Origin of the sequence: Leptospira johnsonii (assembly GCF_003112675.1) — a bacterium.
In the GTDB taxonomy this organism is placed as follows: domain Bacteria; phylum Spirochaetota; class Leptospiria; order Leptospirales; family Leptospiraceae; genus Leptospira_B; species Leptospira_B johnsonii.
Window position 1 is genome coordinate 395,293 of record NZ_BFAY01000007.1, and the last position, 12,925, is coordinate 408,217.

11 protein-coding genes are annotated in these 12,925 nt (G+C 41.4%); 4 read left to right on the forward strand and 7 right to left on the reverse strand.

Translation table 11 applies throughout. The features are described 5' to 3' along the window. Window positions 1-9: 9 nt before the first annotated feature. The 6 genes from LPTSP_RS07280 to LPTSP_RS07305 all read right to left on the reverse strand — a co-directional run bounded on the left by LPTSP_RS07280 (window position 10) and on the right by LPTSP_RS07305 (window position 6,871). The gene (locus LPTSP_RS07280) at window positions 10-2,121 is read right to left on the reverse strand and encodes an ATP-binding protein (RefSeq protein ID WP_108928138.1); all 2,112 of its coding nucleotides are present in this window, start codon (window positions 2,119-2,121) and stop codon (window positions 10-12) included. Window positions 2,122-2,270: 149 nt separating this feature from the next. Beyond that, entirely contained in the window at window positions 2,271-2,999 is a 729-nt protein-coding gene (locus tag LPTSP_RS07285) for a histidine phosphatase family protein (RefSeq protein ID WP_108928139.1), read from the reverse strand. Between the two features lie 2 nt (window positions 3,000-3,001). After that, window positions 3,002-3,397, reverse strand: coding sequence for a DUF6285 domain-containing protein (locus LPTSP_RS07290; protein WP_108928140.1), 396 nt, complete (start codon window positions 3,395-3,397; stop codon window positions 3,002-3,004). Window positions 3,398-3,407: 10 nt separating this feature from the next. Continuing rightward, complete coding sequence (locus LPTSP_RS07295) at window positions 3,408-4,451, reverse strand: phosphotransferase family protein (protein ID WP_108928141.1); 1,044 nt, start codon at window positions 4,449-4,451, stop codon at window positions 3,408-3,410. A gap of 2 nt (window positions 4,452-4,453) precedes the next feature. Further along, a complete protein-coding gene (locus LPTSP_RS07300) occupies window positions 4,454-5,629 on the reverse strand; it encodes an acyl-CoA dehydrogenase family protein (RefSeq protein ID WP_108928142.1) in 1,176 nt (391 codons plus the stop codon). A gap of 21 nt (window positions 5,630-5,650) precedes the next feature. Beyond that, the gene (locus tag LPTSP_RS07305) at window positions 5,651-6,871 is read right to left on the reverse strand and encodes an SMP-30/gluconolactonase/LRE family protein (protein WP_108928143.1); all 1,221 of its coding nucleotides are present in this window, start codon (window positions 6,869-6,871) and stop codon (window positions 5,651-5,653) included. Window positions 6,872-6,903: 32 nt separating this feature from the next. Between LPTSP_RS07305 and LPTSP_RS07310 the strand changes: the two genes are divergently transcribed. The 4 genes from LPTSP_RS07310 (at window position 6,904) to LPTSP_RS07325 (ending at window position 10,597) form a co-directional block, all read left to right on the forward strand. Continuing rightward, a complete protein-coding gene (locus LPTSP_RS07310; protein WP_108928144.1) occupies window positions 6,904-7,536 on the forward strand; it encodes a Crp/Fnr family transcriptional regulator in 633 nt (210 codons plus the stop codon). A gap of 3 nt (window positions 7,537-7,539) precedes the next feature. Continuing rightward, window positions 7,540-8,736, forward strand: coding sequence for an acyltransferase family protein (locus LPTSP_RS07315; protein WP_108928145.1), 1,197 nt, complete (start codon window positions 7,540-7,542; stop codon window positions 8,734-8,736). A 129-nt stretch (window positions 8,737-8,865) separates the two neighbouring features. Then, window positions 8,866-9,852 carry a hypothetical protein gene (locus LPTSP_RS07320; protein WP_108928146.1) on the forward strand — a complete coding sequence of 329 codons (987 nt, stop codon included), beginning with the start codon at window positions 8,866-8,868 and terminating at the stop codon, window positions 9,850-9,852. Between the two features lie 91 nt (window positions 9,853-9,943). Further along, on the forward strand, window positions 9,944-10,597 hold the full coding sequence (locus tag LPTSP_RS07325; RefSeq protein WP_108928206.1) for a response regulator: 654 nt from the start codon (window positions 9,944-9,946) through the stop codon (window positions 10,595-10,597). Here the strand turns inward: LPTSP_RS07325 and LPTSP_RS07330 are convergent. After that, complete coding sequence (locus tag LPTSP_RS07330; protein ID WP_108928147.1) at window positions 10,594-12,924, reverse strand: sensor histidine kinase; 2,331 nt, start codon at window positions 12,922-12,924, stop codon at window positions 10,594-10,596. The two genes, LPTSP_RS07325 and LPTSP_RS07330, sit on opposite strands and share 4 nt — an antisense overlap. Window position 12,925: the final 1 nt, after the last annotated feature.

A 12,925-nucleotide genomic window follows, 5' to 3' on the forward strand; every position in this document is an offset into this window, starting at 1 on the left:
ACCTAATAATTATGGCGCAGCAGGTAGAGTAACGTAGAATGTGGAACCTTCTTCCGAACTCACAAATCGGATGGCCCCTCCGTGTTCTTCTGCCACATTTTTGCAGATATCTAGACCAAGTCCGGTCCCTTCTCCAGGAGATTTAGTGGTGAAGAATGGATCAAAAATCCTATCTCTGATCTCTAAGGGAACGCCACTACCGGTGTCCTGGACGGAAATTTCCCAGGACTCACCTTTTCGTTCCGCATCTACAAAGATCCTTCCGGAATAATTCATGGCATGTAATGCGTTTGTGATCAAATTAGTCCAGATCAAATACAATCTTTCCGGATCTCCCAATACCCTTGCGGATTCAGGTATATTGATATCCACGAGCACCCTGTTTTTCATTTTAGAATAATATAATGTGATAATGTTCTCAATCTGTTCCCTAGGAGAGACGGACTCCGAGTGAGGTTTCCAATCCCCTTCTCCGGATGCGTAACTTTTCAATGCTTGGATCACTCTGGAAGCTTTGATAGAAGCATCCAAGATCAATTGGCTGGACCTGGAAATACTGGAAAGAGCAGATGCATTGCTTACGATCATCCATCCTCTTTCTCCTTTCGGTATCTTCTCCGCGAGTTCGGAAATCTGATCGGGGGAAATTCCCAGGTCAGTCAAGGCATCCGCCATTACTAGAGAATTTTCTATTCCTAATTCTTTTAAAATGACCTCAGATCTTTTTCTCTTGGATCTCTCTTCTTTGGAATCGAAGTCGGAATTGACTGTACCGCCCTTTTTGAATAAGATCCCCCAAAATTCTCGTTCTTCCTTGTTAAAGCTAGAATAATCTTTTAAAAGTTTTTCCCAAGGTTCACTTAGAATGGAACGGATCCCCTCGGTGGAAGAACGAATTGCGCCTAACGGAGTATTTAGCTCGTGAGCGATCCCAGCCATCAGTCTTCCTAAGACCGCCATTTTTTCGGACCGAACAAGATTCTCCTGGGTTTTTTTGAGTTCGTCCATAGCTGACCTGAGTTTATCATTCGCAGTCACCAAATACGTATTAGTCGATCTTAATTCTTCGGTTCTCTCTGCGACTGTGACCTCTAATTCTTTGTTTGCGTTTCGAATAACAAACTCTGCGGTTGCTAAATCTGCCACGAGTAGACTTTGCCTAAGACTTGCGATCACTACCATAACTCCTGCGGAAAACCAGATCACTAACCGGATGATCTCAGGCAAACCAGGCAGAGTTAAGGAAAGAACAATTGCTGCGGAACAAACAATTACTTCTAATAGAGGAAGAATTCTTAAGAGCCCGCTTTCTGTTCCGGATTCTTTTTCGATTTCTCCTGAAGAATTTGGAGCCCAGGTCAAGGTCCCGTATCCTAAAAGAAGAATACTGGCAGAAAATCCTGCGTTCGTTAATGTTCCATCTTTCGGAACAACGAGCAGAAAAATGGAATTCCATTGCAACCAACTGATCCCCATCCCTGCAAGTCCGAACACCAAACATAAAAAGGAAAAGTCCGCCTTTAAACGTAAAGATGGCTTCATCAAAACACCGATACAAGCAGCGGAAAGTGTAAACACTGGATAAACGGACAAGGTTAATAACTGAAACCAGGGCCTATCTTCTTTTTTAGAAAGATATAATACTAGAGTGACCGCAAGGACTGCGATCGCAAGTCCCAAGGCGTCCATTACGGCTACCTTCATTCTGTTAGATGGAATTCTATCTTTTAAGAATCGAGCAAACCCTATGGCAAAGAACGGTCCTAACCATGGATAGAATAGATCGCTTGGCGCTGGAAAACTATAGAATTTGATGATAGCTTGGATATCCCAAACTACCTGACCCAAAAAATAAGAAAGAAGTCCTAAGAAAAACCAGAACCTGAATCTTTTAATTTCTCCTTCTGCGGATTTATAACCGAACCAAGCAGTGATCGTAGCGATCGCGATAGACGAAGTCCAATGTATATTATCGTAAATCCGTAATAATTCCGTTTCATCCGTGAAATATATGAGAACAAATAGTACTAGAACGAATATAGAACCTAAATAGATAGAGATAAATCCAAGATTTCTATCCTTTGAGGAACGAATTTCTAGTGTGGAAACCAAGGAACTCATGCGGATCAGCGGGGCAAAATCCTACACCTTAGATGACCGAAGTCCACACTTTTTTATTTCCAAAAGTCAATGGACTTGTGACATCTCCTTTGATGGAGTTCCTACAAGCCTATTAAAGCAAAGTTCTCGACATTAGAACAAGTTTCTGTTTAGTACAATGTTCTGGAACTTTTCTCCGGAATATGAGGAAGGAAATTCAAACTCACAGGAATATATCTACCTCTTACCCAACGGAACATACTCACTGAACTATTCCAGATCCAAGGCATCCAAGTAAAAATATCTTCGTCTTGTTTGAGCATCTTCTTTAAAGTTAAAGAGATAGGAGTGCCTGAAGTAAAAATAAAAAGCCTTTCTGCATCGGAAGGCTGGAAATAAGTATCGCATGCCAGATCCACTCTGGATTGAAAGTTCGCAAAAGTCTCGATCCCCTCCGGAGTGAAGTCTCCTTTTCTCCAAACTGATAGTATTTCCTCGGTCAGTTTGAAAAATAAGGCGGCAGATCTAACTCCACCTTTCAATCTAACTTTAGAAAATTGTAATAAGGACCTTTGGAATTCGGGCCTGATCCCTGAAAGATGTTCCGCGTATTTTCTCCATAGCTCAGCAGGAAATTCATTCCAGTTCGGATCGAAAGAATGAAAGTCAGGGGTTGTATTTAGATCGGAATGCAGAGAACGAATCCCTTTCATAAAAAATTCAGCGGTCTCTTTATGCCTTCTCATTGTTCCGGAGATGATCCTATCCGGAAAATCCCCATTCGAAGCCATATATTGACCGAGGGCAAAGGCTTGTTCTTTTCCCTTATCGGTCAATAGATCGTAATCTTCTCCTGTAGAGTTCGCCTGTCCGTGGCGAATCAGATATATCACGGACATGTTTAGGATTCCGTAGTGAATCTTGGATTTACGATCTCAACTTTTTCGATTACGGATTCTTTTATATGTTTCCAGTATTCCGTATCTTCTAAGGATTTTTTTTCCTTTCGGATAATATCTCTTAATTCTTCGTTCCAAGAAGAAGTAAGATCCTTCTTTTCATTCCATGTTTTAGGAAACTCGGATTTTTTACCGAGTAATGAAGATAGTCTGGAGAGTTCCTTATCTAAAGATTCTTCTCCGGAACGGATCTCCCTGGAGATTACTCCGAGCATATTCCAACTTACTAATGTTTTATATGCGAGAAGGTCCTTGTCCCTAAACTCCGGCAAGACTTCCTTCATTAGAAAATCCTGAATTGCTTCCAATAATTCCGTGGCGCTTGGTTTATCCTGCATGATGATTTCCTTATTTTATGGACTCTTCGATGAGTCTCATGGCCTCGTATTCCATCTCGCAAGCCCTTCTTCCTATGGACGCGAGTTCTATTCCTTTATCCTTTCCGGAAAGATGACGTTCCGCCTGGCCGATACAACCGATTGCCCAACGAAGATTTCCCATCACTTCCCAATATCTGATCTTGACAGGATCTAGTTTTACGCCGGCTGCCTTCTCATAGATCTCGTAAAACTCGGAACGGTCTGCAAAGCCGCCTGCTTCCTTATTCAGTTTTCCGAATCTCCAATCTCTCATACATAACCAGGTCAGATCTTCGTGGCGATCTCCCCAATGCGCAAATTCCCAATCCACAATTCCTTGCAGACCTTCCGAATTCACCATGAAGTTCCCTGTTCTAAAATCTCCATGGATCAGAACTGCTGCATCGCTTTCAGGAGCATTCTTCTCTAACCAATTCAATATGATTTCCATAGCAGGATAAGCTCCATCCATGGATTCCAATTGAAAACGTAATGCTTGGACAGAACCTTGGGCCACCGTTTTGCCGCTTACATGTTGTCCAAGGTTCAAAACTTCTTTTAGTTTTTCGTCCTTACATTTTTCAGGAGTTACAGAATGGATACGTGCAAGATTTTCCGCAAGTTCCTGGGTGATCTGTTTACGGACCTTATTTAAACTTGGATCTTTTACTACGAATCTTCCAGTGGCTTTCCCTTGGATCCTTTTCATAAAATAGAATGGATTGCCGGTGACGGAATTGTCAGACTCCAACCAAAATGGCTCGGGAGTTTTGACACCGGCTTCAAAAGCCATTCTGCAGACCTTGAACTCGTTTATCCTAGATAAGGAAGCAAGCAAAGACGCTCCCTTATCGGTTCGATAAACCGTTTGGTATTGGCCCGATTCGGGACCCCCATTCACCTTGATGTCTGCGGAAAAATTTTCCTGGCAGGCTCCTCCAGAGAGGGAAACCATATTAGCGATTTCTACTGTTCCTTGTAGCCTTTTTCCTAAATATGATTCCAGCCTTTCCTTCAATTCGGAATCTTTCACGATCAGAAGTTCTCCTTTCCGGACATTAAATTCCTACCGATTACCATCTTATGGGTTTCGGTAGGACCGTCTGCGATCCTTGCGGCTCTCGCATCTCTATAAAATAATTCTAATTTAAGATAACGGCTAAAACCGTGAGAACCGCAGATTTGAATGGCTCTGTCTATACATTTGTTCAATGTTTCGCTCACCTGCCATTTGGCCAAGGACACAGCTTGTCTAGCGTCTCCATTTTTGCGAAGAATGTCAGCTGCTTTTAATGTAAGTAAAAAACCAGATTCTATTTCCAGCGCCGATTCCGCAAACATCCACTGAATACCTTGGTGATCGGATAATTTTCCTCCGAATAATTCTCTTTTGATCGCATATTCTCTCGCGATCTCCATAGATCTTCTAGCAAGCCCGATCCATCTCATACAATGAGTAAGTCTTGCAGGTCCCAATCTTTCTTGGGAAAGTCTAAAACCTTCTCCAATTTTTCCTAATACTTGGGACTCATGCACTTTTACATTTTCGAATTTTAACTCACAATGTCCTCCTGGGCCATGTGAACCTAAAACTCCTATCTCCTGCACCATAGTATATCCAGGAGCATCTGTCGGTACCAAGAACATAGAAGTGCGTCGAAAACTATCGTTTACCTTGGACATCACTATCAAGAAAGAAGCACCATTCGCCCCCGTACAGTACCACTTATGACCGTTCAGAATATAATGGTCCCCGTCCTTCTCCGCGTTAGTCGAAAGAGTGGTAGGATCTGAGCCCGCGCCAGGAGGAGGCTCAGTCATTGCAAATCCGGAGCGGATCTTTCCTTCTACAAGAGGATGATAATACTTCTTCTTTTGTTCTGCGTTTGCTGCTAAGTGAAGAAGGTGCATATTCCCTTCGTCCGGAGCATCACAGTTACAAAGATAAGGAGCGATCGGAGAACGTCCTAACTCACTGAATACAAGTGCTGTACCGACCAGGTCCAGTCCCAAACCACCTTCCGACTTGGGAAGATGAGCGGTCCATAATCCTCTTTTCTTTGCTTCTTCTCTTAACTTTTGAACGATTGGTTCAGGCATTCTACCATGATCATAATCATAATGATCTTCGGCGGGGATTGCGACTTCCTCCACGAATGCTTTGGCTTTTGCCCTAATTTCTTCGACTTCCTTTGGTATGGATAAATCCATGATATATTCAATTTTCCTTATTTATTCTTTTATTAATTCGGGAGGCAGTTTGAATTTCCCTATCCTGTCGTTATGAAGACTTCCTAGATAGATATACTCCCCCTTTCTTTTTACGGAAGTAATCTCTTTCAGATGTTTTCCCTTTGGCTCCTGGAAACTGGCCTCTACTACTCCGTTCTCGTCCAGAATGACTGCAAAACCGTACGGCTGAGGCTTTGGCCAAAGGAATTTAGGGAGTTTAGCCACGATCGATTTTGTCCAAGGACGAGGATGTAAAACCTTATCCACTAGATTATTACGAACTGTGAATAACGCTAGATAGAAATGGCCCTTTCTATCCGAAGAGATATTGTCCGGAAAACCCGGAAGATTTTCCGCCCAGATCTCGCTTGTTCCTGCTTTAGGTCCTTTGATCCAATATCGATGGATCCTGTATTTATAAGTTTCGTTTAATACTAGAAAATCCTCGTTTTTAGAAAGAGCCACTCCATTCGGAAAGAAAAGATCCTTCATTAGAGTTGTCGTCTTTTTAGTATGCGGATCATATTTTAGCAAACGACCGTGAGGAACGGATTCCATCAGATCATACAAATATTCTGCAGAGCCGTACTTGTCGCTTGCATCCGAAAAATAGATCGTTCCGTCTCTAGCAACATCTAGATCGTCGGTGAATTTGAAAGGAACGCCTTCAGATTCCGTGCTCAGCACTTCTACTTTTCCATCTTTGCTGATCTTTAAGAGACCCTTGATCGCATCCGCGACTACGATGGAACCGTCTCCTAATAATTTCATCCCAAGAGGTCTACCTCCAGTGAATGCATGCGCCTTCATTTCTCCGTCTTTAGAAATGAGATACACTTTGCCGTCTTCACTTGCTGAGTAAATATTACCTTCGTCATCCGGTTCGATATCTTCCGGGCCATGTATCTTTCCGAGCGCAATCAGTTCTGCGGATTCCAAAGCTTTGTTTTCTTGGAAGGCGCCGATCAAACCGGTATCGATAGGAGGTTGGTAAGCAATGGGTTGGATAGGAGAAGGTTTGAGTGCAAAACCTATTATGAAAATGATAATAAACGCTGCAGAGAGCAGGAGGATTTTTTTCGTGTTCACGATTCCCTCCTTAGGGAAAACGAATGAGACGCTACCTACGAAGGTTAGGCAGTCAACGTAAAATTCTGAGGTTCCCGCCTTCTTACCAGAATAATTGATTGCGGCTCCCAACCAATCGCCGATATCGTACATGAGGACTAAAAACTTTTCCAGTCCGTTTTGGCATGAAGATCTCCGAAGATATGGTAAATAAACACGGCCTCCGCTTTAAGGAATCCGCTGTTATTTTCGATGAGAACGAACCCGCAGATCAAATGTATCTGATCCTTTCCGGAAAAGTGGGGATCCATAAAAAAGTAAAAGAAGCATTCAAACTTCTTATAGAACTGAAAGAAGGGGATATGTTCGGTGAGATGGCACTGGTGGATCGCAAACCCAGAAGTGCAAGAGCCATCGCAAAAACCGATGTATTATTATTCGCGATCACCGAGAGTGTGTTCTATAACCTAATCCAGACCAACCCTTCTTTCTCCTTAAAAATGGTAAAAATGCTTTCTTCCAGATTGAGAGAGACTAATCAAACCATAGCTAGTCTTTTAAAAGGAGACAGAAAGAATATTGTAACTTCCGCATTGATTACTTTCGCACAATCGAGAGGAGAACAAGAGGACGGACAATACAAGGTGCATTTGGCAGCATTTATGAAATGGGCCATCTTAAGAGTCGGATTGGAACATACGGATCTAGTATCCGCGATCAATCTTTTGGTAAAAGACAAATTGATCGAACAACCCAAAAACGATCCCAGCCATATATTGATACGGGAAACGTTTTTTAAATACACATTGGACCAGTAATTCTTGGTTGAACAAAGCTCTCCGGCCAAACAAAGCAGGCTGGATTATTTAGACAATCTCAGATCCTTCGCCTTGCTATTAGGTTTAGCATTCCATGTGGCGATCGTATATGCTGCTGTCATTATATATCCATTAAGAAATGATGATAGATCCATCGCATTCGATGTTTTCGGGGAATGGGTACATCTTTTTAGAATGCCTATGTTTTTCGTACTCTCCGGTTATTTTACGGAAAGGATCTATCTTTCCAAAACCTTAACAGAATTTTTAAAGTTAAGAGCGTTGCGGATCATTCTACCCTTGATTCCCGGAATCATACTATTCGCACCCATGCAATATTATGTGAACGCTTTACAGGAAGGTTACCAAGGAAACTACTTCAGATTCTTATGGGAAGAATTCTTACTCAAGAATCCGGCTCCTTCTCACCTTTGGTTCATATTATATCTGGCATTATATACATTCTTGTATTTGGGTATCCGTCCTGTAATTCATAGGATCGGGACATTCATACTTCCCTCTTCCAGATATGGAGGAGAAGAACCTGAAAAAAGACCTAGCGTAAAATGGGAAACATTATTGATCGCAGGGATCTGGTGCACGATTTGGACCTGCGACATTAATTACTTTTTTCTAAAGGACGAAAAATATCTAAACATTGAGCCGGTCCAGTTCATATATGATTTCAGCTTTTTCTTATTCGGCAGTTTTTTGATCGGAAGAGAAAGTACGATCTTAAAAGGGAAAACAAGTCATTCCGAGATTATTTTATTAGGATTTTTAGCCTTCGTATTTTTTGGACTATTCTATTGGGTCAGCACGATAGATCCATACTGGTCTTATTTCGGATATGCCGGATTTGGAATGAGAATACTTCATATTTTTCTAAAGTGTTTGGGTGGATGGATTTGGATCGCATTTTTTATCCGACTTTTTCAGTTGTTTTTTAACAAAACTGGTAAGCTCAATTCTTATTTAAGAGAATCCAGTTTGCCTGTATATCTGATCCATCATCCGATTTCTCTTGGGATCGGCTTTTTAGTAGTGAGCACAGGCCTTTCTATCTGGATCAAATTTTCTATTCATATATTCTCGGTATACGCTGTCACATTCTTAGTATACCATTTTATTATCCGAGATTCGGACTTCTGGCTCACTGTACTTGGAAATAAGGGGATCAGTTTTAAGCGGAATAAGTAATTCCAAACAATCGCCTAACACCATCTTCCTTCGGCTTCTACTTAAAAAACAACCTCAACCTAGTACTTCTACGAATAGAAATTTATTTACTAAGGGGTCATAATTTTCCTACAAAAAGGCAAGGAAATCATGAACCGCAATCGAAAAACTTGGATCTATATTTTAGTATTCTACACGATCGGGCTGGTTGGTTGTACAAAGGACAATAGCAGCACCGATCCTCTTGTTTATTTAACTTTGCTCAATAGTCTTCCTGTTGCAGATATCGTATTTGAAAAAGGGTTTCCCGGGTCGGATAATACTGTTACCGCAACGAATTTTTCCGGAGTAGCGGGAGATTATACCGTTACGATCGGAGGAGAAGCTGCGACAGGCATTAGTTTTCCTGGAGATGGAAGTTTAGAATTTACCATGCCCACTATCTCAGGGATCACCGAGAACACTACTCTTCCTATGGTGATTACCAAAAACGGAAATCCATTTCTTGCAAAAACAGTACGATACAGACCGATCATAGACATCACCCTAGGAGCTCCAAATAGTTACAGTAGACTTATTAGTGCTTCCGATCAAAACAGTTATCTCAGGATCACGTTAGGAAGTACAGGAGATGTTCTTTTTAATATATTCGGATATTTCGGAGCGAATCTGAATTTATACTATTACAGCAGCCCTACCGGTTCTAAAACCACGATCGTAGAAAACGGAAAAACGGGAGCCCAATTTAAAAAAACAAATCTCGCTAACGGCACTTATATTATAGAAGTTCGATATACCAGCGGTGTCTTTCCTGCAAGCTACAGAACGAATATCGCAAACGGTCAAATTCAGGCAACCTCGGTTTCCAACCAAATGGACTATGCCAGATGTTACGATACCTTGGCAGGCGGAACCACATACGTAGGGGCCACGCACGATTGTAATGGCTTAAATGGAGGCACATACACTCGCAGCGGAAGATGTACTTATCCTACTGACAGCGGAATTACAACCAGAAGTTATTATACCAGCGGAACTGGGTTTGGCGGATTCGATCCTTGGTATGCCGAAACTACCTGCACTCAACCAGGCTACGGCTCCTATAACGAATATGAGGCGATCTACGAGTTTAACTAAACAGAAGTCTTTCATAATTTTATAATACTTCCACGGGTCCGGGAAATTTTTAGGATTGCCATTGGCTCTATATTCTCTAAAATCCAAAAAAATGTCCGTCCGCACCCGTCCTAAAATTTTTTTAATAGACGATCATCCTATCGTCCGCTCCGGATTAGAAGCAGAGATCAAGGCCTGCGGAGATTATGAATATTGCGGTTCAGCTTCTTCCATAAAGGAAGGAACTAAAATGATGGGCTTCGCCCGGCCCGACCTTCTGATCTGCGACGTCTCCCTTCAAGATGAGAATGGGATCAAAGAGCTTGATTCTATCCGCAAAAAATTCCCGGACATGAAGATAGTATTTTTGACGATGCATCGGGATTGGTCCTACCTACAAGAGGCGATCTCCGCAGGAGCAGACGGTTATATTTTAAAAAGCGACCCAATGGAATCCATCATGGCTTCCATTAAAAAAGTATTAAATAGGGGCAAAGTATTCCCTGGAGAGATCGCAAACTTCAGCTATGACGAAAAACATATCAGGGAAGTAGCTGAGATCGTAAAAAAACTTACCAAAAGAGAAGGTCAGATCCTAAACTTCTTATCCAAGGGAAAATTAAACAGGGAGATCGCGGAAGAATTGAAATTGAGCGTAAGAACTGTCGAAGCCCATAGAGCCTCTATCTTCAAAAAATTAGAAGTGGATAATATGGTAGAATTGACTAGGATCTTAGTACAGCTTAGATCCTTGGATGCAAATTAAGAACGAAGCAAAATGGTAAACCTGGTCCCCTTACCTTCTTCGGAAGAAACAAGTATCTCTCCTCCATGAGCGGATACAATTTTACGGATGATAGAAAGTCCAAGCCCTGTTCCGTAAGGTTTCTTACTTCCGAATCCTGAATCGAAAATATATCTTTCCATTTCCTTACTGAAACCTTCTCCATTATCTTCGAAGATCAGATAGACGACATTCTCTTCCCTTTCAATCCGAATAGAAAAAGTCCCTTTCTCATCCGTAGCCTCGGCAGCGTTTTTTGCCAGATTGAAGATCAATCTACGGATACGGAGCGGATCCAGACGAATACTTCCTTTTGCATTTATCTTGGATACCAGTTTCATCTTAGTGGATTGAAAGAAGGTCCCAAGGTCCTCGAAAATTTCCTTAAAGTAGGTTTTTATATCTAGGATCTGCAGATCCAAAATGATCCTATTTTTAGAAAAATCTAATATATCTAAAGTAAGGTTTGTAAGTGCATCTACCTCCTTCTCCGCTTGAAAAAGTAGATTTGTTTTGGATTTACCTCTTTGGGATCCCAGATTTTTCAGATTTTGACGGATCATCGCAATCGGATGTCCCAGATCATGAACGATCTCTGCGGAAAGTTCTCCTATAATTGCTAGCTTCTCTCTGTCCTGTCTTGCAATATTACGAACGGAAAATGCAAGTGCATCGGCAATTCCTCTTACCCAATCCACCTGAGAATCATCGGAATAACTTTCAAATGGAAGATCAAAGATCAATTTGTAGAGCTGCTCATCTTGGACGGAAACGATCAGTCTATTATTTTTGACTATGGGTTCCGTAAGAGAAGAAGGTTCCAAACCCAAAAGATCCTGCACATCGTATTTATATACTTCTACAGTTTCCAGATCTCCTAAAGAAGAAATTGAGTATCTTTTCCACACGGACGAATTCGGTTCTTCCAGATACACAAAGACTGTTTGTTCTTTTCCATCCTCATGCAGCATCTTTAAAGCGGTATCTGCCGCCTTATCATATGAATAAGATTGCATGATCTCCCTAGTAGAGAATACCAAGGATTTCATTTTAATTCCTAAGGTATCGGAACGTTGGAACGCTTCCGAGAAAATTTTAGAGATCAAAATGGAATAACCTAGTATCATTACGACTTCCCCATATTGAATGAGATAGATACTCTTCCAAAATCCAAAAAATAGACCGATATCATTCAAAGTGCATAAGCTGAGCACTATATAGCCCGCAAATAAACTAAATCCACCTTCTATTCTTCTTTTCAGACCAAGGCCAAGCAAAACTATCCAAATAGGCATCGTAACAAAAGGCATATACAACGCGATCGGTAGAAGCGTGAGCGTGTAGTACTTATTCGGAAAAAATAATACGATAAAGCATGCTAGGTAATAAGGAATAACGAAGTATCGACCGAATCTTCTCCAAAAATCAGTCTTACAATATCTGTACAAGAATGCATACAAAGTCGGACCGGAAGCATATACACTAATATATTCCAAACGGTTCGGAAGTTCCCAGGAAATCCCCTGTAAAAACTCGTAAGCAAGCCTGGAATCGCCGATTGTTAAAGAACGAACCATTATTAGAAAAGCATGAAATGCAAATAATAAGTGAGCGGATTCGTTCCTTCTAAAGAAATAAAAAAATACGTTATAAAAAGACATCGTGGCCGCGATCAAGACCAAGGCCCATTCTACATCCCTTCGATTTCGGACATTCTCCAAAATACTTTCGAATTCCCCCAACTGAATGGAATTCCAAACACCACCCCATCTGTTTTGAAAATTGGAAACATGAAATACCAAGTCCAGATTTTCAGAGTCCGGAACTAAGGAAATTTTTAGCTCATATCTTGCTTTAGATTCTGATTTGGATTTTCCAATAGAACCTACACTTGCGATCTCCTTCCCGTTTGCATAGAGTACGTAAGAAGTTCCTAGGTCCGGGATCTTGAGAGCTAAGGAACGTTTTCTTTTTCCCAACTTTACCTTGAGTCTATAAGTAGCGTAACCATGACCTACTGCCTCAGGATCCTTAGAAAAACTCTCCGTCCAAACAGAAGGAACAGTTACGAACTTTTTTTTGGATTTGAACTTTGGATCGGAGAATTCACTAGGAGAGATCCATTCTTCCCAATAAAATTCCCATTCTCCATCTAACGGAACGATCTTGCTATCTTCAAAAGAATGGTTGCTCAAGTCTAAGATTCCATTCTTCGCAGAAGAATCTTCAGATCCAGAGCCGACAAGAGAGCAGTGAGAAAGAAAGAAAGAGATCAGAAGGGCAAAGAAGCTAGTTTTTCCGAATCTCACG

Bases quoted from the DNA above. Each gene is read 5' to 3' on its own strand.
- LPTSP_RS07280 (WP_108928138.1), bottom strand. From the start codon at position 2,121: ATGAGTTCCTTGGTTTCCACACTAGAAATTCGTTCCTCAAAGGATAGA.
- LPTSP_RS07285 (WP_108928139.1), bottom strand. From the start codon at position 2,999: ATGTCCGTGATATATCTGATTCGCCACGGACAGGCGAACTCTACAGGA.
- LPTSP_RS07300 (WP_108928142.1), bottom strand. From the start codon at position 5,629: ATGGATTTATCCATACCAAAGGAAGTCGAAGAAATTAGGGCAAAAGCC.
- LPTSP_RS07305 (WP_108928143.1), bottom strand. From the start codon at position 6,871: ATGTACGATATCGGCGATTGGTTGGGAGCCGCAATCAATTATTCTGGT.
- LPTSP_RS07290 (WP_108928140.1), bottom strand. From the start codon at position 3,397: ATGCAGGATAAACCAAGCGCCACGGAATTATTGGAAGCAATTCAGGAT.
- LPTSP_RS07310 (WP_108928144.1), top strand. From the start codon at position 6,904: ATGAAGATCTCCGAAGATATGGTAAATAAACACGGCCTCCGCTTTAAG.
- LPTSP_RS07320 (WP_108928146.1), top strand. From the start codon at position 8,866: ATGAACCGCAATCGAAAAACTTGGATCTATATTTTAGTATTCTACACG.
- LPTSP_RS07325 (WP_108928206.1), top strand. From the start codon at position 9,944: ATGTCCGTCCGCACCCGTCCTAAAATTTTTTTAATAGACGATCATCCT.